Consider the following 21,510-nt stretch of genomic DNA (forward strand, 5'->3'; position numbering starts at 1 on the left):
TGCCGCAGTCGACGGCTGCCTCTGGGGGAGGGCCTGATATGAGCGATACTGCCCTGCGAACGCCGGAAACCGCACAGTTGCCCCGATTCGCGTGGCGAGAAGTCTCCATCGTGCTCGCTGTGCAGGTCGCGGTTCTGAGCGCGTTGTCCGGACGGTACGGGTTTCACCGCGACGAGCTGTACTTCATCGCCGCGGGCAAACAGCTGGCCTGGGGATACACCGATCAACCACCCATCACGCCCGCGCTGGCGCGGCTGTCGATCACGCTGTTCGGCGAAACGCCGGTCGGATTAAGGGTTGTCGCCACACTGGCGGCTGCCGGAACCATCGCGGTGATCGCGTTGATCGCCCGGGAACTCGGCGGTGGCCGGACCGTCCAATGGGTATCGGCTGCGTTGGCATCGCTCGGGCCGTTCGCCGTGGCCGTGGCGCACATGCTGTCCACAACGACAGTGGACATGCTGATCTGGGCGTTGCTGGGCTTGGCTGTGTTGCGCCTGCTGCGAACCGGCGATGGACGCTGGTGGCTCGCGGTCGGCGCGGTCATCGGCCTGGGCCTGGCGAACAAGTGGCTCATCTTGCTGCTGGTGTCCGGGCTCGCGACGGGCGTTTTCGCTTTCGGGCCGCGCGGTGTGCTTCGCAGTGTCTGGCTGGCGGCGGGGGTCGCGGTCGCGTTGGTGCTCGCGGCACCGGTTTTCCTATGGCAGGCCGCGAATGACTGGCCGATGCTCACGGTCGCGTCCGGGATCAGCGGGGACGACGGCGTGGAGAACCGGATTCTGTTCATTCCCATGCAGTTGGTGTACCTGACGCCGGTGCTCGTGCCGGTGTGGGCGGCCGGTCTGGTCCGGCTGTGGCGTGATCCCGGGCTGCGCTGGGCTCGGGCGCTCGCGGTGAGCTATCCCGTTGTGTGCGTGGAACTGTTGGCGCTGGGCGGAAAGCCGTACTACTCGGTGCCGTTGCTGATCATGTTGCTGCCCGCAGGCGTGCGGCCCGCCCTGGATTGGCTCAGCCGTGGGCGGAAAGCGTCGCGGCGAGGCGTTGTCACGGTGTTCGGCGTGATCGGGCTTGCCATGTCCTTGGTCACCGGGCTTCCGCTGCTGCCACCGAGTTCACTCAACGGGCCGGTACTGGCGATCAACAAGGAGCCCGGCGAGCAGGTCGGCTGGCCCGAGCTGACGGACAGCGTAGCCGGTGTGTGGCTGCAGATCCCGGCTGAACAGCGTGCCAAGTCGGTAATCCTCACCAGTAACTACGGCCAGGCCGGTGCGATTGAGCACTACGGCCCGGCGATCGGGCTGCCCAAGCCGTACTCCGGTCATATGTCCTATGCGGACTGGGGCCCGCCGCCGGACACCATGACCGGAGCCGTGATCGTTGTCGGCGGTCAGCCCACGCTGTCGCCCTCGCTCACTGGATGCCGCGTGGTCACGAAGAACGACAACGGAATCGGACTGGAGAACGAGGAACAAGGCACGGCCATCACCCTGTGTTCGGGGACGACCGCGCCCTGGTCCAAGATCTGGCCCAGCCTCCGCCGGTTCTACTGAGCCACTGCCACACGCTCCGGCGTCCTCGACGTCGCCAGAATGGATCCACAAAGGATCAGAACGAACGACACGACAGTGGTGGTGGTCAGCGGCTCGCTGAGCACCACCACACCGGCCACGACGGCGACCACCGGGTTGACGTAGGTGATCACCAACGCCCGGGACGGCCCCGCTTCCCGGATCAATGCGAAGAACAACAAGAACGCCACGGCCGTGCACAACACCGCAAGCCCGCCAAGGGCAAACAGCACATCAGCGGACGGCATTCGCTGCGGCCAGTGCAGAATCGCGAACGGGGCGTAGACAACCGCGGCGAGGCCCAGACACAACGTCGCCAGCACAAGTCCTGGCACTTCCTGGAGTTTGCGGGCCGCGATCATGGGCGCGATGGCGTATCCCAACGCGGTCAACAGCACCTCGACGACCGACCAGGCGTCGCCGCCGCTCAGGTTCGGCGCCGCGAGCACGGCCACGCCGCCGAATCCGACTGCCAGACCGATCCACTGCTTGGGCCCCAGCCGCTCCCCCAGCACACTCACCAGCACCGCCCCGATGATCGGCACCGAGGCGATCAGCAGCCCGGTCATCGAACTGGACAGCCCTCGCTCGGCGTCGGACAACAACGCCCACGGCCCGATCACCTCGAAAGCGGCGAACGCGGCAATCGGCATCCAGTGCCGCCGCACCACATCCCAGTCCAGCCGCCGCAACGCGAACGGCAACAACAGCACGGCGCCGACCGCCGTCCTCGCGAACACCAGCACCGGCACCGAGACACCTTCGACCGCCACCTTGATCATCAGGTAAGGCAGCCCCCAGATAACGCTCATCAGGCCGAACAGAATCCAACCATTACGTGTCACCGCTACAGCCTCGCCGAGGCGGGCGGCTCAAGTCTTGAACGCTGTTGCGTCGCGGAACGCGCCCGGGGTGACCCCAAGCACCCGGCGGAACCACCGGGTCAGGTGCGCCTGGTCGGCGAAGCCAGTCAGCGCGGCGGCCTGGGCGGGACGGTGGCCTTCGGCGAGCAGGGCGCGGGCCCGGTTGACGCGGTACTGCGAGAGCCAGGCGAACGGCGGCATACCGACTGTTTCCCGGAAGGTACGTAACAACTGGAAGCGCGACAGGCCTAAGTCCGCAGCGATCTCGTGCAGCGCGGGAGGGCTGACAATCCGGTCAGCGAGACGGTCCATGGTGGCACGGGCGACGCCGGAACTCGCCGCTACCGGCGGCGTCGCGGCGCCGACCGCGTGCCGGCGCACGAGTTTGGCCAGGACCCAGGAGAGACGGGACTCCGCTTCGAGCGGGTCCCGCCAGTCGACCAGGGCCGTGTGGGTTCGCTGGATCTCGGCCGCCAGCTGCGGATCCTCGATCACCGGATCGCGGAAGTGCGGGACGTCCAGTTCGGACATGCTGGTCCACTGCGGATAGAGGACTCGGTAGGCGAATCCGGCCGGCCCAGCAGGCCCGCCGGTGTGGGTCAGGCCCGGTTCGATCACCACAATGCTGCCGGGACCCGCGTAGTGGCGTGCGCCGCGGATGTCGATCACTTCAAGGCCGTCGGTGCACACCCCGATGGAGAACTCGTCATGCGCGTGCGGCGCGTAGACATGCCGGGTGAACCGCGCGGTGAGCATGTCGAGGGGCGCGCCCTGACCTGCGTCAACGCGTGTCCATGTGGCTTGTTCCATGCGTGCGAATGTATCCCAGGTTCGTCCCCCGGCCGGACTAACGGCTATGACGCACAGTCGCCAGCCGAAGATCGACATTTCCCCGTTCCGGCAAAAGTGCTGGTCAAACGCTCAATCAAAACGTGATGAAGCAAGCCGCTCTTGGTCCACAGACAACAACACGCGGCTGCGGATAGCGTTTTCATTGCGATTCCCAAGGCGGGCGTCGACACCACTTGGGAATGACCGAAAGCCGCCGCCCGAACCGGCGGTGCGCTACGTGGTGGCGTCGGTCCGCTCCCCGGCGATGCCGGCGCCCCACGTGGCAACAAGTGGAATTCCGCATTCCGGCTCGGTGCCGGAGCGTCCACATCAGAAGGTCTCACACAAGCAGGTGATTTTGCGGACCTGCCTGGCGGCGTAGCCTTTGAACCATGGCGTACGAGCAGAAATTGCCCGTCAGGCTCGCGCTGACGGACGTCGAGGGCCTTGAGCTGTATCGGTTGCTGACCGATGAACGGCCGTTATGGGTCCGTGTGCTACACCCGTTGCCCATTTCTCGCAGCACGATCGCACGGCTGCACGTCGCGCTGCGAGAACGGAACCTGCGCAACAAACTGTGACCGCTTTCCGGTGACCTACTTACTGGCCAGCGCGTCACGGTATTTGAGTTTGGCCATCCTCCCGTCGGGATGATGCCAGACGAGTCCTTCGTATTGTGGATGGTCGAGCAGCCAGGCCATCAAACCGTCATAGTCACGCGGAACATCGGCCAGTACTTCGGCTGTCTCGTGCCGGACAAGGCGATGTCCCTCGTACCCTTCTGGATTGCCGTTCACTTTCGGCCCGCACAGTTCGTACGTGCCGGCCGGAAGATCCGGCTCGCCGGCGATCGCCTGATCGAACACCTTCGCGAACGGAGACAACCCGGCCGGCTCCCAGCCAACGGTCTTGCCGGTCGCCGGATCCTGCTGGACAGCTTGGAAACCCTGCGGCGCGGTCTTACCCGCCTTGACCTCACGACGTGCCCACCAGGTGCCCGATTCGTCGAGCCGGACACAGGTACCGTCGTACTTACGCGTCGGCTCACCCTCGCCGTCGAGCACCCAACCGCAGTCGGGGTGCACGTCGCGGGTGACCTTGCGTAGATTCTCGGGATCGCGAGTGAACAAAGTCGGGATCTTGCGCATCGGCTACCTCCGTCATGAACTTCATGACGATGGTCGCAGTACCGTCCACTCGTTATTACCGGCCCCAGTAGCCGCCCTGCGGGTAACCATAAGGATCCTGGGGGTACCCGCCGTAGTAGCCATAGCCACCGTAGTAGCCGTAGTTGTACATGGCGCCGGGATAGAGGCCCCAAAAGGACTGCGAGCGATCCAGCTTGGGTACCGTCGTCGGCACCTTCACCGTCGGGACCGGCAACACCGGTTTCGGTGGCGGCGGCGGTGTGCTGGTCGCCGCCTTCTTCGGCGCCGGGATAGCCGGCGGTTGCTGCGAAGGTGTCGACACCACCGTTTCGGATGTCACCGCGACCGGTGGCACGTCGATGAAAACCATCGACGGCCGGGTCTGCGTCGTCGTCGGCAGATCCACGACCGCGTCCTCGGCCAACGGAACAATGATCTTGGGGGCGGCCGATTCCTCCGGCTCGTTGCTGTCGTTCGCGATCATGGCCCCCACAATGACCGCCATTACCCCGGACGCCCCCAGGACAGCCCAGCCACGCCTGCGCCTCACCTAGTCTCCTCCCATGCTCCTGCGTCACAAGGAGTAACGGGACCACTGTGGATGGTCAATAGCGAATGTGCCGGAGGCATCCCGTCAAGTGCCTACTCCGCAGTAGGCACAAGGTCGCCACTACCTGAACATGGTTGTCACCATCCGAAGTGGACAGGACAGGCGTTGCCGTACAGTGCGTGCGTGCTCGTCGAACTGGCTGTCGGAGACGCATACGGCGCGGGATTCGAATACGCGGACCGCAAGTTCGTCGCCGACCACAACACATTGCAGAACTACGTCCAGCACCCCACTCATTCGGACATCCGTCCGGGCGACTACACCGACGACACCCAGATGACCATAGCCATAGCCGAGCTGATGCTCTCAGACCGGCCATGGACCCCCGAGAACCTCGCCGACGCCTTCGTCGAGGCGTTCCACCGGGACCCCCGATCAGGCTACGCGGGCCGTTTCCACCAATTCCTGCTCAACACCCAATCAGGCAAGGACTTCCTGCGCCAGATAAAACCCGACAGCGACAAAAGCGGAGCGGCCATGCGCGCGGCCCCCATAGGCCTGCTCCCGACTCCAGCCGAAGTCATGACCGCCGCAGCCATCCAAGCCCAGGTCACCCACAACACCCCCGACGGCATAGCCTCAGCCCAAGCAGCAGCCCTCGCCGTCCACTACTGCCACAAAACCCTAGGCCCACCATCCAAAGTAGCCGAATGGATAGACAGCGTCCTGCCAACCGGAAGCTGGGCAAAGAAATGGCACGGAAAAGTAGGCTCAAAAGGCCGAATGAGCGTAACCGCAGCCCTGACAGCCTTATCCTCCAACATAAGCATGAGCAGGCTCCTGCACACCTGCATCGCATTCACCGGCGACGTGGACACAGTCGCAACCATCGCCCTGGCAGCAGCCTCCCAAAGCCCCGAGTACACCCAGGACCTACCAGCACCCCTCTTGGCCAATCTGGAGAACGGCAAGTACGGCCGCGACTACCTCGCCGCCCTCAACTCCCGCCTCCCCACCCAAGCCTGAAGATCTGGCGTGCCTGGTTAGCCCCCGGTCGCGAACCCAGCCCCGGTTACCGAGCACCCCTTGAAGCCAAAGCGCGTCAGCGCAACAGAAATGTGTCCTGAGTGTCCTCATCCTCGGTCTGCCTGGGCGAAGCCTGACCACACAAGTCCAGGGCACCGCAGCACAGCGGCGAGCACCCCAAGCCCGGCGCCCCGCAACGAAACCTGCCCCAAACCCGAGTCGCCTTTCAGTGAAAAGCACCAACACCAGCCGAAGACTCACCCAATCGCCATACACCCTGCGCCACCCAAGCGCTACCCCATCCAGGCGATCCCGGAGTCACAGCATGTTCGGACTCACCCCGAGTTTCAGTTCGATCAGGCGGCTCACGTAGGTTGTCGAGCCCTGGTTGGTCAGCATGTGGATTTCGCCGGGTTCCCGGTAAACGACACCGCCGGGCTCCTCGTGGACCAGGCGCGGCTCACCCGTGAGTGGGTCGATGCGGTTGGATGCGCCGCCGAGAGCGATCACCAGGTATGGATGTTCGTGCCGGTGCCAGGTCTGGTGCTCGCCTGGCGCGAGGGTTATCTCCCATACCCGGACCTGGTCGTTTTCGAATATGACGCGCTGCCCGACGTCAGCGAGTTCGATGGTGGAACCGTCCGGTCCGGTGACGATCCTGTCCTTGGCCATCCCGCGTTTCCTCTCACCCAAGATATGGTCAGGATTTCACAGGTCCTATTCAGGGGGAGAGAAGCCGATGCGGACACGTCCCTCAGCGATTCTGCTGGCCGCCGCCTTGGCCGCCGCGAGCGCGTGCAGTGCCAGTGAGGTTCCCGCGGCCGGTGGCACGGACAAAATCACCTATCTGACTTCGTTCAATACCTTCGGCAGGGACGCGTACGCCTACGTCGCGCTGGAGAAGGGTTACTTCAGTGAATCCCGGCTTGATGTCACGATCAATCCGGGCTCCGCGACGGTCGAGGTGCTCAAGCTGGTCGCGAGTGGCCGCGCGGACTTCGGGGTCGGTGATTTCACCGCCACGGTGATCACAGCCGCCAAGGAGAAGCTGCCGGTCACCACGGTTGCGATGGTGCACCAGAAGTCGCTGTCGGCGATTGTCACGCTGGCTGACCGGCGCATCAGCAAGCCCGCCGACCTGGTCGGCAAGCGTATTGGCGATCAGCCGGGTTCCACCAATCAGGTGATGTTTCCCATTTACGCCAAGGCCGCCGGCATCGATCCGGCCAAGGTCGAGTTTGTGCCTGCCGCTCCCCCGGCTTTGCCTCAGCTGCTTGTGTCCGGGCAGGTTGACGGGATCGGGCAGTTTGTTGTGGGCACGCCGCTGATCGAGAAGGCCGCGCAGGGACGGAAGGTGTCCGCGCTGCCGTACGGCGATCTGCTTCCCGATCTTTACGGCAACGCGCTCGTGACGTCGAAGGATCTGCCGGCCAGGAATCCGGATCTGGTCAAACGCTTCCGTGCCGCGCTGCTCAAGGGCCTGCAGTACTCCATCGACCACCCTGAGGAGACCGGCGAGATCCTGCGCAAGCACCAGCCGACCCAGGACCCGGTCGTCGCCGCGGCGGAGGTCACTCTGATGGGACCGGCGGTGCGGCCGGCCGGCGGCCCGATCGGCAGCGTCGACGAACTGCGGGTGCAGAAGACGATCCAGTTGCTGACCGAGGCGAACGCGATCCCGGAGGGGTCGATCGCGACCAAGGACATCGTGGCCGGCTCATGATCGAGCTGCACGGCGTTTCGCACGTGTTCGACGCACGGTCGGGGCCGGTGCAGGCCTTGGACGGCGTCGATCTCACGGTCCGCGCCAACGAGTTCGTGACGCTGATCGGCCGGTCTGGCTGCGGCAAGTCGACGCTGCTGAGGCTGATCGCCGGGCTGCTGCGGCCGACCTCGGGCACCGTCACGGTCGACGGCCGCCCTGTCACCGGACCCAGCCGGGATGTCTCGGTGATGTTCCAGCAGTCGGCGCTGATGCCGTGGCGTTCGGTGCTGGCCAACGTGATGCTGCCGGTGGAGATCTTCCGGCTCGACCGGCGTGAGTACACCGGCCGCGCGCACGATCTGCTGCGGATGGTGGGGCTTACCGGGTTCGAGAACCGGCTGCCGCGCGAGCTGTCCGGCGGGATGCAGCAGCGCGTCTCGTTGTGCCGGTCGCTGATCCAGAGTCCCAAGGTGATGTTGATGGACGAGCCGTTCTCCGCGTTGGACGCGCTCACCCGGACCGAGCTTTCCGAAGAGCTGCAACGGGTTCAGATGGAACTCGCGACTACGATCGTGTTCGTCACGCATTCCATCGACGAGGCCGTCCTGTTGTCCGACCGGGTCGCGGTGCTCAGCCCGCGGCCGGGCCGGGTCACCGAGATCGTCGAGGTCGGCATTCCCAGGCCCCGGTCGCTGGGCCGGGGCGCCCACGCCGCCGATGTCGCTCGCATCAGCAACGAGCTGCACGACATGCTGGCGCCCGCGTGAGCCGGGTGGGGCGGATTGTGCTGCCGCTGCTGGGTCTGGCGGCCGTCATCGGCCTGTGGTGGCTGGCCACGATCGTGTTCGGGATCGAGAAGTTCCTGCTGCCCAGCCCGAAAGACGTGTTCGACGCGTACGTGCTGCACCAGCGGTTCCTGCTCGACCAGGCATGGGTGACGCTCCTGGAGACCGTCCAGGGCTTCGCTTTGTCCATTGTGGTGGGTGTGCCGATCGCGTTGCTGATCGTCTCTTCCCGGATCCTCGAGCGGATGATCTACCCGCTGCTGCTCGCGGTGAACGCCGTGCCCAAGATCGCCATCGCGCCGATCCTGCTGGTCTGGCTGGGATTCGGCACGCTGCCCAAGGTCATCATGGTGTTCCTGGTCTGTTTCTTCCCGATCGTGATCTCCACGGCCACCGGGATGAAGTCCACTCCCACCGAACTGGTCGACCTGATGCGTTGCATGGACAGCTCCCGCAGCCAGGAGTTCTTCAAACTCCGGCTGCGGTACGCCATGCCGCAGGTGTTCGTCGGGCTGAAGGTGGCGATCTCGCTGGCCGTGATCGGTGCCGTGATCGGGGAGTTCGTCGGCGCCAAGGCTGGGCTCGGCTACGTCATCGTGCAGTCCGGGGCGAGTGTGGACACCGCACTGGCATTCGCGGCGATGACTCTGCTCGCAATCATGAGCATTGCTTTGTTCTACGGACTGGTATACCTCGAACGGGTGATTTTGCCTTGGTCTCAGGAGTGAATGTCAGTTCTCAGTAGGGTGGTGTGCCTGCGGCGAATTTGGCGAGCTTTGCCCGCAGCACGGCCTGCAGGTTCCACCACAGGCCTGTCCCCAGCGAAACGCGTGCGACCCCGAGGGCGCCGAGCGCGGGCAGGTCCGGCCCGTGCGGCAGGTAGGCCACGTTCACCGCGGCCGGGCTGATCGCGCCGACGAAGGATTCCAGCACGTCAGCCGACCGGACGAGGATCGGGTAGACACAGTCCGCACCCGCCGCCAGGTAGGCACGCGCCCGCTCGATCGCCTCGTCCAGGACCGCTCGGTGATCCTTGGCGGCGATGAACAGGTCGATCCGGGCGTTGATCACCAGATCCGGGTCGGCGGCCCGCAGGGCAGCGAGCCTGTCCGCTTGCACGACGATGTCCACCAGGCCGGTTCCGGCGTAGTCGGTGTCCTCGATGTTGCAGCCGGCCAGACCGGCCTCTGCCAGCCGATCGGCCAGTTCGCCGGCTGACAGGCCGTAGCCACCTTCAGCGTCCATCGTGACCGGTACGGACACCGTCCGGGTGATCCGCCTGATCGCGGCGAAGACCTCGTCCACCGGAGCACCCTGATGGTCGGCGTATCCGAGTGATTCGGCCACCGCACCGGAACTCGTTGCCACAACGGGGAATCCGGCTTCCTCCACCAGCAGGCCGGACGCCGCGTCCCAGGCGTTGGGCAGGATCAGCGGCCTGCCCGGGACGTGCAGGGACCGCAGGAGCGCCTTACCGGCCTTCAGGGCACCTGGTGAAGTGCCGATTCGCTGTGTCATGGGTTGACGCTAACCGTGACTTGTCCACTCGCGAGGTCCAGTTTGACACTGTTTTCGTGGTCCAGTTGCGTTGCCGGACTGCCGCTGGTCTGCGACGATGCTGCTCCCACCCCCTTCGAGGAGCATCTGATGGCGTCACGGCTCAACCCGTATCTCAACTTCCCCGGCACCGCCCGCGAAGCGATGACCTTCTACCAGGAGGTGCTGGGCGGGGACCTGGTCCTGAACACGTTCGAGGGATTCACTCCGGAGCCCACCCCGTTCGACAAGAACATCATGCACGCCCAGTTGGACACCTCCAGCGGCTACACGCTGATGGGGTCCGACGGCCCTCCCGGCGGGGAAGTCAAGCCCGGCAACAACTTCTCCGTCAGCATCAGCGGTGACGACGCTGAGGAACTGCGCGGCTACTTCACCAGGTTGAGTGAAGGTGGCACCGTGAACGTGCCGCTGGAGAAGCAGGCGTGGGGCGACGAGTTCGGCTCGTTCACCGACAGGTTCGGCATCGAGTGGATGGTCAACATCACGCAGCCGCAAGCCTGATCCGAACTCCGCCGACCGCCTCCGGCAGCCGGCCGGGGGCGGTTTCACATGGCCGGCCAGTGCTCCCGCCAGTCCGGGTGGGCGTTGTAGACCGACGCCACCAGCTCCAGGACATCCTTGTCCTGCATGACTTTCGCTTCAGTCCGCAGGAAAGCGACCTTGTCCGGGAACGGCACCGGGACCCGTTGCCCGGTGGCCTCCACCGGGCCGGCCACGGCGAGCAGGCCGGTACCGTCCTCCGTGTACATGATCCGGATCCGGCCGTGCCGCTCGGCCTCGTCCAGATAGGGCAGTTCACCGGCGTTGAACCGCTGTTCGTCGTCGGCCAGCCGGGCGAGCACGAAGTCACTCAGGTCATCGGTCATGCCCTGGGGTTAGCCGATTTCGGGTCGTGTCATACCTGGGTCTGACGTCCTGAGGCAGGATGTGCGGCGAATCATCCTGCGGCAGGCTGCGGACATGCGAAAACTCTGGTGTCTTGTCGTCGCCGTGCTTCTGCTGACCGCCGTTCCGGCCTCAGCCGGGACAGTCCTCGGCTTACCGGCTCCGACCGGCCGGTAAGCCGGTGGGCGTCAAGGAGCTGCACCTGGTGCAGACGGGCCGGCCCAGAGGTGCGCTTTATTCGGTGATCCTGTTCGCGGGCAGGGCGAACCTCCTGATCAGGTACGTCAGCGCAGTGCTGATCAACAACCAGACGATCGCCGCGGCCCCGTAGTTGAACAGCACTGCGGCCTTCGCCGAGTCAGGCGTGAACAGCCCGTCGAAACCGAGGGAAACCGCCGAGGAGAAACCCTCGACGAACGACGCCACACCGTTGGCGGGGTTCGCGTCCGCGAGTACGAGAACAATCTGAATACCGAGTATCACCGCGAAGAAAGCACAGACGAACGTGATGGCCGTGCACACCATCCGCACCGTACGCACCCGTTTGGCCTGACTGTGCGCAGTCTCCTGCTCAGGCTGTACGACCGGCTGCTGCTGCGGTGGCGGTTGTGTGTAGGCCGGATCCTGGTTCGGTAACGCCCTGGTCCGCTGCGGATCGGGTTCCGGATAGTTCATAGCTCGATGGTCGCACCCGGCCACCCGGCCCGCTCAACAGAAACCGTACGTTTTCAGGCCCGCGCAACGGGTATCCCGTTTGTTGTGTGCCGCCTATCAGGCCTCTTCTTCGCGGAATGCCGGGCCAGGCTCCGGGGTCACCGTTTCCATCGTGATCTCGCCGCCGCACTGCCGGCAGGCCACATAGGACTCGGCGATCTCGCCGCAGTCGATGTGCCGCAACAGAAGTGGCGGGCCGTCCGGTCCGGCCAGGTACTTGTCGCCCCATCGCATCAGCACGACGATGGCCGAGAACAGTTCCCGGCCGGCCTGGGTCAGCCGGTATTCGTGCCGGTCCGGGTCGGTCGCGTACCGCACGCGGTCGAGCAGGCCCGCGTCGACGAGTGTCCGCAACCTGGCCGACAAGGTCGGCCTCGGGATCGAGAGATTGCGCGCGAACTCCGCGTACCTGCGGACCCCGAAGTAGGTCTCCCGCAGGATCAGCAGGCTCCAGCGCTCTCCTACCAGTGCCACAGCACGGCCCACAGAATCAGCCTCGAAGCGGTATTTGACGTCCTTGGCCGACAGCATCACAGGTCCAGAGCACTACTGGTCACAGGTTCATCTCCTTGGCGACGGCGCTGAGCAAACAGTGGCCCGCGGGATCTTCCGCGGTACTGGGGACAAGCGCGACGTGGTCGGCGCCCGCGCGATGGTAGGCCTCGACGCGACTGGCGATCTGCTCGGCCGACCCGATCATGCACACCCGCGCGAGCAGTTCAGGCGGCAGATCACGGGCCAAGTCCGCGTAGCAGGCGCCGGATCGGGCCCGGCGCACGAGTTCGCCGTAGCCGAGCTCGGTGAACATCTCGCCGTAGCCGGGCTGCTTCAGGTACACCACAAGCTGTCTGGCCAACTGGTGGATACTCGCCGGGCCCGGGTCGAGCGCGGCCGACACCCAGACCGCGATCCTCGGCGGGGTCCGGCCGGCCGCTTTCGCGTGCGCGTAGACCGTTTCGCGGACTCGCGCGACGAGCCCAGGCGTGACGATGTTGAGGACGATCTCGTCGGCTTCCTCAGCGGCGACCTTGGTCATCTCCGGACCGAACGCCGCGACTGTGACCGAACGATTCGGCAACGCGTGCCGCAACCGGAAACCGCGTGTACGGACTTCCTTGCCCGCATAGTCAGCCCGGCCGTCCTCCAGGATCGTGCGCAGAACCTGCACGGACTCCCGCATCTTGACCGCGGACTTACCCCATGGGCGGTCATGCCAGTCGTGGACGATCGTCGGGCTGGACGCGCCGAGCGCCACATCCACCCGGCTGCCGGTCAGTCGCTCCACGGACGACAACCCAAGCGCCATACCGACAGGGGTACGCACGCCGACGGCCAACGGCCCCACCCGAAGGCGGATCTGGCTGGTGTGCGACCCGATCGCGGTCGCCAGGGAGAACGCGTCGAACGTCACCATCTCGCCGACCCACAGCGTCGAATAGCCCAGCCGGTCGGCGGTCACCGCGATGTCCAGTGCCTCGGTGTCCGGCCGGTCCAGCCAGAAAGGTATTGCCACTCCGATCTCGTTCATAGCTGCCCTGTCTGCGCGGGCTGTCCCAGCAGTAGCCTGCCGGGCAGCTCGTAACTGGCTTGGTTGACCTGGAAGTGCGCGGTCGCGGTGTGTGCGTCGCGGAACCGGCGCTCAAGCGGGGAACCCTGGTAGATCGTGGCACCGCCACCAAGGTCGTACATCGCCGCTGTGACTTTCGCGGACGTGCGCACCACGTGCGTCGCCGCCAGACGGATGCCGGCCTTGAGGTCGTCAGTGGCTTGATCAGCCTGCCACGCATCGTCGATGGATTGGTACATCAGCAAACGCGCCGCCCGGAGCGCGGCTTCGGACTCCGCGACAACCGCCTGCGTGTGGGAACGCTCGGCAAGAGTGCGGCTCGACCCCAGGGATTTCCTGCCCGCGGCGAGTTCCACCAGATCGTCGATCGCTCCCCTGGCATTGCCCAGCGCGGCGGCCGCGATCGACAGCGCGAAGTAACCGAACAACGGAAAACGGTGCAGTCGCGTGGCTTGTGCCGGCGGGCCGTCCACAACAGAGAACACGCGATGGTCCGGGACGAACAACTCGTTCGCGACACAGTCATGGCTTCCGGTGCCACGCAAGCCGTTGGTGTGCCACGTGTCGAGGACTTCCAGATCGGCCTTGGGCAGCGCGGCCACCCTCAGCTGCCTGTCCAGCACGAAACCTGCGAAAAGCCAGTCGGCGTGGGGAATCCCGCTGCAGAACGCCCATTGCCCGGACAGCACGACCCCGCCGTCCACCTGGCGGCCCCGGCCTTTCGGGGCCCAGACACCCGCTGCCACCGTCGTCGGGTCACCGAACACTTCCTCAGCGCATTGCCTTGGCGCGTAAGCGGAAAGCAGGCTGCTGGTGACCGCGATCGATACGCACCAACCAGCCGACGCGTCGCCACGGGCAACCGCTTCCGCCGTTTCCAGGCTGACCGCCGGTGGCGCCTCGGGCCCACCGAGATGCCGCGGCACGCCCGAGCGCAGCAACTGCGCCTTCGCGAGCTTGTCCACCAGTTCTACCGGCAACGCCCGCCGCTGCTCGGTGGTCGCGGCCAGCCTCCTTGCCAGCTCGGCACTTTCCCGGGCGGCGTGGTGCAGGCTCTCGAACTCGCCGGGCGCGGTCGTGCGCTGGATCACCGAATCGAGCACAACCCCTCCCAGTCGGTTCAGATGCGTTACCGGTTCAGTATCTTTACCGGACACTCCGCCGTCAAGCCGACAGGTCAGCGGGCCGCCGTCGACTGGGTCACAGTTCGCAAAAAAGGCAAAAGCGGCTGCCCGGACCCAAGGGGGAGGTCCGGGCAGCCGCATGACACCGGCTGGTCAGTAACGCCGGTCGATGATCTGGCCGTTGGCCGGGTTGTAGGTGATGTAGCCGTACTGGAAGTTGGAGCGGCGCAGGCCGTTCCAGTTGTGCTCGTCGCTTGTCGGGTAGCCGAGGTAGGACAGCTCCCAGCCGAGCGCCGCCCAGCGGTCCCTGATCAGGCCGCGTACCTCGTTGGCGCCGGTGTTCGGATGCCAGTAGACCGACCCGAACTGGAAATGATTGAACTTCCCGACCCGATCCGGTGTACCGGTCTCGTCGGTGGTCGGGTAACCCAACGGCGACAACTCCCAGCCCAGAGCCGCCCACTTCTGCTTGATCATGCCGTGGACCTCGTAGGCACCGATATTCGGATGCCAGTAGACCGACCCGAACTGGAAATGATTGAACTTCCCAATCCGATCCGGTGTACCGGTCTCGTTGGTCGTCGGGTAACCCAACGGCGACAACTCCCAGCCCAGAGCCGCCCACTTCTGCTTGATCATGCCGTGCACTTCGTAGGCACCGATATTCGGATGCCAGTAGACCGACCCGAACTGGAAATGATTGAACTTCCCAATCCGATCCGGTGTACCGGTCTCATCGGTCGTCGGGTAGCCCACCACCGAGCGTTCCCAGTCGAGCGACGCCCAGCGGTCGTAGATCGCGCCGTGCAGCTCATTGGCGCCCGTGGCCGGGCTCCAGTAGATGTAGCCGCGTTCGAACGCGTTGAACCGGCCGTAGTTCCCCGTCGTGGGCAGCTCGTCCGTGGCCGGGTAGCCGTTGAAGGCCACGTTGCCCCGGGCCTGCCACTTCTCGTAGATCATGCCGAACACCAGGCGAGCGCCGGTGGCCTGCGTCCAGTAGATCGACCGGCCGCCTTCGAACAGGTTGTAACGGCCCCGGTTGTCCGCCGACGGCGTCAGCTCGTCGGTGGTCGGCAGGCCATAGACCTGGTGGCCACCCGCGGCGAGGTACTTGGCGAGGATCTCGCCCATCACCAGGTGGACACCGGTCGCCTGGGACCAGTAGAGCCGGCCGCCCTGGTATGTGCGCCACCGAACCTGCGCGTCGCCCTGCTCGACACCGGTCGGCGCGCCCAACACCTGCCGCAGCGCGGCTTCGCTGTTGTAGCGGCGGTCGATCGGGGTCAGGTAGTTGACCTGCAGCGTGACGTCCGCGTCCGGCACGGTCTGGGTCCGTACTCGCGGCGCGTTGTCCGACCACCGGTCGAACGTCGCGACCTTGTCGGCCGCCGCCTCCGGCGCGATGATCGTCAGCGCACTGCCGACGGTGAACAGACCGGAGTTGATCTGTTCGTCACCGATGGTGAATTCGGCCGGGGAGTTGCTCTGCACGGTGATCCGGCGCTGCTTGGGCTTGGCCACGAACGTCTTGCTGTCCGTGGCGCCCTTGCTGTCCGTGGTGGTCGCGGTGATCTCCAGGCGGGTGTCACCGGGATGGCCCTCGAACGGCAACCGGAACGGTGTCATGTCCCTGAACTGGGTTCCTGGATGCGAATGGCAGTTCCCCGCGCCACGGCAGTGGATGACCTCGGTGGCCCACGACACCTGCAACGGGCCGTCCTCCGGGTCGGTCGCCGTGGCCGACGCCTCGATCACGTCCCCGACCGCGAACGTCCGATTCGGATCCGGCGGCTGCAACGCCAGCTCCGGCGGGTTGTTGCCCGGATACACCTGCAGGGTCTTGGACCCTGCCGCCCCCAGCGGATCGGTCACCGTCAGGGTGACCGTGAAGCTCTCCGGAGTCCCGGCGTACGTGTGGTCGACGACCGCACCGGTGCCTGTCGTGCCGTCACCGAAGTCCCAGGCGTAGGTCAGCTCGTCGCCGTTGGGGTCCGACGACTCCTCGCCGTCGAACGTGACCTGCCGCGTCGCCGGGTCGTTGCTCGCCTCGATCACGGCGGTCGGCGGATTGTTGCCCGGCGCGTACACCAGGCGGCGGATGTTGCCCGAACCGATGTCGGCGAACACGATGTCGCCTGCCGCCGGCGTGGCGGTGATCTTCACGACGCTGCCGATCTCCAGGCCGAACGGCGTGCCGAGCGGAGCCGTGACCGCGCCCGGCGACTCGAAGGGAATGGTCCACATGCGACGTGATGCGTAGTCGCCGAAGAAGTACCGGCCCTGGTACTCCGCCGGATAGTTCTTGCCCTGGTAGATCAGGCCACCGGCGACGGCCGAACCGTCGGCGCGCGGATATGTCCTCAGTGGAGCCACACCGTTGACGCCGGAACAGCCCGGCAAGTCGCCGTAGCTGGGTGTGCGCTGCGTGCCCTCCCAGCACGGCCAGCCGTACGAGTTGCCGGGGTTGAGCAGGTTGATCTCCTCGAACGTGTTCCACCCGACATCGCCGAGGATCGGCTGCTTGGTGTTCGGTTCGAGGCTGAACCGGAACGGGCTGCGGAACCCGCTCGCGTACACCTTGCTGCGCGTGGAGTTCGGGTTGCCCGGCTCGTAGAAGGGGTTCGTCGGCACGCCTGTGCCGTCAGCCTTGATGTGCAACACCTTGCCGTGCAGATCGTTGATGTCCAACGCCCGCAGCGCGAGGGGGTCGACCGAGGTGAAAACGGCGGAATCGCCGATACTGACCCACAGTGTGCCGTCCTCGTCGGCGATCACTGTGGTCATCGGGTGGATACTGCTGCCCGCGGAGGTCTCCACGACAGTTCGTTCACTCGTCAGACCAACCGGGTTTCCGGCCCCGTCGACGCTGACTGTCCAGCGGCTCAGCCTCAGTACACCGTACTGACCCGAGCCCGGCGCGCTCCTCGCGGTGTAGATCGTCCGACTGGTCGCGTAATCCGGCGCGATCGCGACACCCAGCAGGCCCATATCGCCCGTGGTGACCACCGGGATCGTCGCGATCTGTTTGGGCGCACCGGTTTTCGGCAACCAGTTGACCCGGCCGTTCTTGCCCGTCGCGATCATGCTCTCGTCGGGCAGGAAGGCGAAATCGGTGAGCGGGTCCCCCGCCAGACCCGCCGGAGTGTCTTCCAGCAGAAAGCCGTTCGACAACGTGACCGCGCTCGCCACCCCGCTCGGCACTGCCACCGCAAGGCCCGCCGCGACGGCCAGAACGACCGCAGCATGAACTAAGCGTCTGATGCGCACAACAAAACACCCCGCCGTCCATCACTATCCGGACCCCCCATAGGACCGGCTCGCCTGATGCATCGGCGCAGTCCTCCACAACGTTTCACGCCGGGGCCTCCGACATGTATCGTCCACATAGGCCGGTTGGTCGGGTTTCGCGATACGCAACAGCCGCGGCCCGAGTCATAACGTGGTCTTAGGGGAATATGGGAGGTCCCGGCGGCCGGGCGGGTCGAAGATCCTGGCTGCTGTGAGCAGACCCGCGCGCCCCGACCGGTACGAACTTCTCAATGCCCGGGGGTTTCGCACGAGCATCCCGCACGGGTGGGGACCGGTGGATCGGACCGTCCGTCTGGCGGATGGAGCGGCGCAAGCGGCCGCAGCGCACCGGGCCCGATTGCGGGAGGCGTTGCCCGGGGCACGAGTGGCGGTCGCGTCGGGGTGGGCGCCGGTCCGGTCCAACGACACCGGGTACGACTTCCGGCCGGACAGTGACTTCTCTTGGCTCACAGGGTGTCATGCCGAAGGCGCCGTGCTGGTGATGTCGGCGGACGGGGACGCCGAGTTGTTCCTGCCGGAGCCGGCCGGGCCCGCGGAGACCGACTATTTCGCGAACGCGCGTGACGGCGAGCTGTGGATCGGGCCGGTTCCCGGGCCCGAGCAATGGGAGCAAGCGCTTGGTATGCGCTGCCGGCCGATCGAGTCGCTGCCAACAGCGTTACGCGGGGCGCTCCCCCGTGTGTACGCGGCCACGGGTGTCGATCCGTTGCTGGACGCGTTGGTGAGCCCGGAGAACTCCGCGGCGATCCGGCAGACACTGGCGGAGCTTCGGCGGGTCAAGGACGACTGGGAGATCGGCCAGCTGCAGTCCGCAGTGGACGCCACGGTCCAGGGCTTCGAGGACGTGGTGACGGAACTGCCGGCCGCCGTGAAGGGCGGTGGCGAACGCTGGCTACAGGGCACGTTCGACCGCCGGGCCCGTGCGGCGGGCAACGCCCCCGGTTACGCCTCGATCGTCGCTGCCGGGCCACACGCCCCCGTGCTGCACTGGACGCGCAACAACGGGCCCGTCGACCCGGACGCGCTCTTGCTGCTCGACGCCGGGGTCGAGGTGGACACCCTGTACACCGCCGACATCACCAGGACGCTGCCGGTGGCCGGCAGGTTCACCGAGGCCCAACGCCAGATCTACGACCTGGTCGAGCAGGCGACCGAAGCCGCGCTGGCCGCGGTACAGCCGGGCGTGCCGTTCCGCGCGTTCCACGAAGCGACCATGCTGGCGCTGGCCATGGGCCTGGACGGCTGGGGCATGCTGCCGGTCTCGGTCGATGAGGCACTCAGCCCCGACGGCCAGCAGCACCGGCGCTATGTGGTCTGCGGTGTCGGCCATTTTCTCGGCTTGGACGTGCACGACTGCGCGAACTCCAGCGCGGCGGCCTACCACTACGGCACCCTTGAGCCAGGGATGACGCTGGCCGTCGAACCAGGCCTGTACTTCCACCCCAACGACGAGACCGTGCCACCGGAGCTACGCGGCATCGGCATCCGCATCGAGGAGAACGTCCTCGTCACACGCGACGGTAACAAGGTGCTGTCCACCGCGCTGCCCCGAAGTGCCCGCGGCCTGGAAGAGTGGGTCGCCGGCAGTCGGTGACGGTCCTGGGAACCAAACGGCGTTGCCGGCCGACTACCTGATCACCCGGCGACACCAGCCGGGTACCCGCCACAGCACGCTGGGCCGGTCCGCCTCACAGCCCACCGGTCCAGCGTCATCTGTTCCACGAGGTTCTACGAGCTCACGAGCCGGGCCTGCGCGCCGCCGACCGCGACCACGTCACCCAGGCGCAGCTGCCTGCCGCGGCGGTACTCACGCTCGCCGTTGACCGCGACGTCCCCCGTCTCGATCAGTTCCTTGGCATGGCTGCCGTCCTCGGCCAGACCGGCCAGTTTCAAAAACTGCCCAAGCCGGATCGAGTCGTCGCGGATGGATACGTCACGGGTGCTCATCACGCCGGAGAATACGCCGACCGGCCGGCGGGAGCAGGACGGGTCCGGGGCAACCCGACAATTCGGAAGGAATCTTGACGAATTAGGCCGGGAGCTGTTGACTCACCGGCAGGGCCCGTGTCTGTCGGGCCCGCTCCTTCGAGCGTGACGCCGCCCGACGCCCGGCGGAGCGAACATCCTGCCCTGCAAGGAGGATTACGCTTGAAACTCACGGCAAAGTGGCACAAACGGGCTGCGATAATGGTTTCCGTCGTGTGCATGGGCCTGTCGGCCACGGCAGTGACCGCGTCGGGAGCGGCGGCCGGTGGCCTGGACGACCCGGCCAAGAAGGAAATCGCGATGAAGATCGTGTCCAGCGCGGAGAACTCCTCGCTGGACTGGCGGGCCCAGTTCAAGTACATCGAGGACATCGACGACGGCCGCGGCTACACCGCGGGCATCATCGGCTTCTGCTCGGGCACGCACGACATGCTCGAGCTCGTCCAGGAGTACACCCGCCGCTCACCCAACAACATCCTGGCGAAGTACCTGCCAGCGTTGAAGAAGGTCGACGGCAGCGACTCGCACGAAGGCCTGGACCCCAACTACCCCAAGGACTGGAAGACCGCCGCGAAGGACAAGGTCTTCCAGGACTCCCAGGAGTCCGAACGCGACCGCGTGTACTTCAACCCGTCGGTCAGCCGGGCCAAGCAGGACGGACTGCGCACCCTCGGCCAGTTCATCTACTACGACGCCATCGTGATGCACGGTGACGGCTCGGACAAGACGAGCTTCACCAACATCCGCAAGCGGGCCCTGACCAAGGCGAAGCCACCGGCACAGGGCGGCGACGAGACGGCGTACCTCAACGCCTTCCTCGACGCCCGCGTATGGGCGATGAAACAGGAAGAGGCGCACTCCGACACCAGCCGCGTGGACACCGCGCAGCGGGTGTTCCTGCGCAACAAGAACTTCGACCTCAATACGCCGTTGAACTGGAAGGTCTACGGCGACTCGTTCTCCATCAAGTAACGGGAGATCTCACCGGCTTCGCCGGCCCACTGTTGGACCGGCGAAGCCTGAGCCCGTATGCCAGGCCTGCCCAAGAGGTTTCCCCTGCCGGGATTCTCAAACCGCGCTCGCGGGAGTGGATGCCTCGCGGACGAAGTCGACAGCGACCTGGCGCAGCTTGGTGTTGGTCTGCTGGGAGTGCGCGATCAGCCGCTCGATCGCCTGGCTGTCGTCGATCTTGTGGGTGGCCATCAGGATGCCTTTGGCCTGTTCGATGACGGCCCGCGACTGCATGGCGGCATCGAGATTCTGCGCCAGCGCCAGGGTTTCCCGGTACCGGCGGGTGGTTCTCAGCCCGAAGCCCACGATCGTGGTGTAGAGCTCCAGCAGTTTGGAGTCCGTCTCCTGGAAGCCGTGGTTGTCGAAGCCGAAGAGGTTGATGGCCCCGGTCAGGTGCTCGTCCACTCGCAGCGGTGCGGCGAGGTAGCTGCCCACGCCGAACTGCTTCGCCTGGACGACGAAACCCGGCCACAGCTCGCTCGCGGTCTCCAGCGACAACCGCATTGTCCTGCCGGTCGCCGCGGCTCGCAGGCATGGGCCGTCGCCGGCAACGTACTGCGCCTGGTCGACTTCCAGGGCCCGTTTGTCCGTGTACGCGGCAGTTCGCGGGCCGTCGTCGTCGATGGCCGTGATGCTGGCCATGTCCGCACCCGGCACGACCCGGATCGCCTCGGCGCAGACGGCCTCGAGCATTGCCAAATCGTCCGACGTGGTTTCCAACGCGCTGGTCAGAGCCGACATCGCCGCTCTGACCTCGTCCAAACGCTCCGCCATGGGTGCATCACCCGCCACTGATCGCTCCTTGTGCTGCTGCAGCGGCGAGCACGACAGCAGCTCACCAAAATCCCATTTCGGTGAGCCCGCTGACTTTTCAACGA

At 65.9% G+C, this 21,510-nt stretch carries 23 protein-coding genes; 9 read left to right on the plus strand and 14 right to left on the minus strand.

The features are described from left to right. Positions 1–38 precede the first annotated feature (38 nt). Positions 39–1,550, plus strand: coding sequence for an ArnT family glycosyltransferase (locus JOF56_RS52555; protein WP_209646924.1), 1,512 nt, complete (start codon positions 39–41; stop codon positions 1,548–1,550). On the opposite strand, the gene JOF56_RS52560 is transcribed toward JOF56_RS52555, so the two are convergent. Together JOF56_RS52560 and JOF56_RS52565 are read right to left on the minus strand one after the other, a co-directional pair. Beyond that, positions 1,544–2,413: a DMT family transporter gene (locus tag JOF56_RS52560; protein WP_209646925.1), complete on the minus strand. Its 870-nt coding sequence runs from the start codon at positions 2,411–2,413 to the stop codon at positions 1,544–1,546. The two genes, JOF56_RS52555 and JOF56_RS52560, sit on opposite strands and share 7 nt — an antisense overlap. Before the next feature lie 27 nt (positions 2,414–2,440). After that, entirely contained in the window at positions 2,441–3,241 is an 801-nt protein-coding gene (locus JOF56_RS52565; RefSeq protein WP_209646926.1) for a helix-turn-helix transcriptional regulator, read from the minus strand. Between the two features lie 413 nt (positions 3,242–3,654). On the opposite strand from JOF56_RS52565, the gene JOF56_RS52570 reads away from it, so the two are divergent. Then, the gene (locus JOF56_RS52570) at positions 3,655–3,843 is read left to right on the plus strand and encodes a hypothetical protein (protein ID WP_209646927.1); all 189 of its coding nucleotides are present in this window, start codon (positions 3,655–3,657) and stop codon (positions 3,841–3,843) included. A 15-nt stretch (positions 3,844–3,858) separates the two neighbouring features. On the opposite strand, the gene JOF56_RS52575 is transcribed toward JOF56_RS52570, so the two are convergent. After that, positions 3,859–4,410 carry a DUF5565 family protein gene (locus JOF56_RS52575; RefSeq protein WP_209646928.1) on the minus strand — a complete coding sequence of 184 codons (552 nt, stop codon included), beginning with the start codon at positions 4,408–4,410 and terminating at the stop codon, positions 3,859–3,861. Positions 4,411–4,465: 55 nt separating this feature from the next. Next, positions 4,466–4,960, minus strand: coding sequence for a hypothetical protein (locus tag JOF56_RS52580; RefSeq protein ID WP_209646929.1), 495 nt, complete (start codon positions 4,958–4,960; stop codon positions 4,466–4,468). A gap of 183 nt (positions 4,961–5,143) precedes the next feature. On the opposite strand from JOF56_RS52580, the gene JOF56_RS52585 reads away from it, so the two are divergent. Next, positions 5,144–5,986, plus strand: coding sequence for an ADP-ribosylglycohydrolase family protein (locus JOF56_RS52585; protein WP_209646930.1), 843 nt, complete (start codon positions 5,144–5,146; stop codon positions 5,984–5,986). Between the two features lie 318 nt (positions 5,987–6,304). Here the strand turns inward: JOF56_RS52585 and JOF56_RS52590 are convergent, their stop codons facing one another. Beyond that, positions 6,305–6,658 carry a cupin domain-containing protein gene (locus JOF56_RS52590; protein ID WP_209646931.1) on the minus strand — a complete coding sequence of 118 codons (354 nt, stop codon included), beginning with the start codon at positions 6,656–6,658 and terminating at the stop codon, positions 6,305–6,307. A gap of 67 nt (positions 6,659–6,725) precedes the next feature. Between JOF56_RS52590 and JOF56_RS52595 the strand changes: the two genes are divergently transcribed. Genes JOF56_RS52595 through JOF56_RS52605 form a run of 3 tightly spaced genes read left to right on the plus strand, consistent with a single transcriptional unit; the run spans position 6,726 to position 9,204 of the window. Continuing rightward, the gene (locus JOF56_RS52595) at positions 6,726–7,709 is read left to right on the plus strand and encodes an ABC transporter substrate-binding protein (RefSeq protein ID WP_245378777.1); all 984 of its coding nucleotides are present in this window, start codon (positions 6,726–6,728) and stop codon (positions 7,707–7,709) included. Then, positions 7,706–8,458: an ABC transporter ATP-binding protein gene (locus JOF56_RS52600; RefSeq protein WP_209646932.1), complete on the plus strand. Its 753-nt coding sequence runs from the start codon at positions 7,706–7,708 to the stop codon at positions 8,456–8,458. Before JOF56_RS52595 ends, JOF56_RS52600 begins: the two co-directional genes overlap by 4 nt. Next, a complete protein-coding gene (locus JOF56_RS52605; RefSeq protein ID WP_307855680.1) occupies positions 8,455–9,204 on the plus strand; it encodes an ABC transporter permease in 750 nt (249 codons plus the stop codon). The genes JOF56_RS52600 and JOF56_RS52605 overlap by 4 nt, the downstream gene beginning before the upstream one ends. A 10-nt stretch (positions 9,205–9,214) precedes the next feature. On the opposite strand, the gene JOF56_RS52610 is transcribed toward JOF56_RS52605, so the two are convergent. Continuing rightward, a complete protein-coding gene (locus tag JOF56_RS52610; protein ID WP_209646933.1) occupies positions 9,215–9,994 on the minus strand; it encodes an isocitrate lyase/PEP mutase family protein in 780 nt (259 codons plus the stop codon). Between the two features lie 129 nt (positions 9,995–10,123). Between JOF56_RS52610 and JOF56_RS52615 the strand changes: the two genes are divergently transcribed. After that, positions 10,124–10,537: a VOC family protein gene (locus JOF56_RS52615; RefSeq protein ID WP_209646934.1), complete on the plus strand. Its 414-nt coding sequence runs from the start codon at positions 10,124–10,126 to the stop codon at positions 10,535–10,537. A 44-nt stretch (positions 10,538–10,581) separates the two neighbouring features. Here JOF56_RS52615 and JOF56_RS52620 read toward each other — a convergent pair whose 3' ends face one another. The 6 genes from JOF56_RS52620 to JOF56_RS52645 form a co-directional block, all read right to left on the minus strand. Continuing rightward, on the minus strand, positions 10,582–10,902 hold the full coding sequence (locus JOF56_RS52620) for a hypothetical protein (RefSeq protein WP_209646935.1): 321 nt from the start codon (positions 10,900–10,902) through the stop codon (positions 10,582–10,584). Between the two features lie 253 nt (positions 10,903–11,155). Further along, a complete protein-coding gene (locus tag JOF56_RS52625; protein WP_209646936.1) occupies positions 11,156–11,596 on the minus strand; it encodes a hypothetical protein in 441 nt (146 codons plus the stop codon). A gap of 96 nt (positions 11,597–11,692) precedes the next feature. Beyond that, positions 11,693–12,166, minus strand: a complete 474-nt coding sequence (locus tag JOF56_RS52630) for a winged helix-turn-helix transcriptional regulator (protein ID WP_209646937.1) — start codon at positions 12,164–12,166, stop codon at positions 11,693–11,695. Between the two features lie 22 nt (positions 12,167–12,188). Next, positions 12,189–13,163 (minus strand): LLM class F420-dependent oxidoreductase, encoded by a 975-nt coding sequence (locus JOF56_RS52635; RefSeq protein WP_209646938.1) that lies wholly within the window; start codon positions 13,161–13,163, stop codon positions 12,189–12,191. Then, complete coding sequence (locus JOF56_RS52640) at positions 13,160–14,305, minus strand: acyl-CoA dehydrogenase family protein (protein ID WP_307855681.1); 1,146 nt, start codon at positions 14,303–14,305, stop codon at positions 13,160–13,162. Before JOF56_RS52640 ends, JOF56_RS52635 begins: the two co-directional genes overlap by 4 nt. A 174-nt stretch (positions 14,306–14,479) precedes the next feature. After that, positions 14,480–17,593 carry a PQQ-dependent sugar dehydrogenase gene (locus tag JOF56_RS52645; RefSeq protein WP_209646940.1) on the minus strand — a complete coding sequence of 1,038 codons (3,114 nt, stop codon included), beginning with the start codon at positions 17,591–17,593 and terminating at the stop codon, positions 14,480–14,482. A gap of 316 nt (positions 17,594–17,909) precedes the next feature. Here JOF56_RS52645 and JOF56_RS52650 point away from each other — a divergent pair, with 316 nt between their 5' ends. Next, positions 17,910–19,229, plus strand: coding sequence for an aminopeptidase P family protein (locus JOF56_RS52650; protein ID WP_307855682.1), 1,320 nt, complete (start codon positions 17,910–17,912; stop codon positions 19,227–19,229). A gap of 134 nt (positions 19,230–19,363) precedes the next feature. On the opposite strand, the gene JOF56_RS52655 is transcribed toward JOF56_RS52650, so the two are convergent. Next, complete coding sequence (locus JOF56_RS52655; RefSeq protein WP_209646942.1) at positions 19,364–19,582, minus strand: RNA-binding S4 domain-containing protein; 219 nt, start codon at positions 19,580–19,582, stop codon at positions 19,364–19,366. A gap of 258 nt (positions 19,583–19,840) precedes the next feature. On the opposite strand from JOF56_RS52655, the gene JOF56_RS52660 reads away from it, so the two are divergent. Beyond that, positions 19,841–20,593 carry a chitosanase gene (locus JOF56_RS52660; RefSeq protein ID WP_281065957.1) on the plus strand — a complete coding sequence of 251 codons (753 nt, stop codon included), beginning with the start codon at positions 19,841–19,843 and terminating at the stop codon, positions 20,591–20,593. Between the two features lie 96 nt (positions 20,594–20,689). Here the strand turns inward: JOF56_RS52660 and JOF56_RS52665 are convergent, their stop codons facing one another. Continuing rightward, the gene (locus tag JOF56_RS52665; RefSeq protein ID WP_209646943.1) at positions 20,690–21,406 is read right to left on the minus strand and encodes a GAF and ANTAR domain-containing protein; all 717 of its coding nucleotides are present in this window, start codon (positions 21,404–21,406) and stop codon (positions 20,690–20,692) included. Positions 21,407–21,510 lie beyond the last annotated feature (104 nt).

Source organism: Kibdelosporangium banguiense, from assembly GCF_017876405.1.
Taxonomy (GTDB): domain Bacteria; phylum Actinomycetota; class Actinomycetes; order Mycobacteriales; family Pseudonocardiaceae; genus Kibdelosporangium; species Kibdelosporangium banguiense.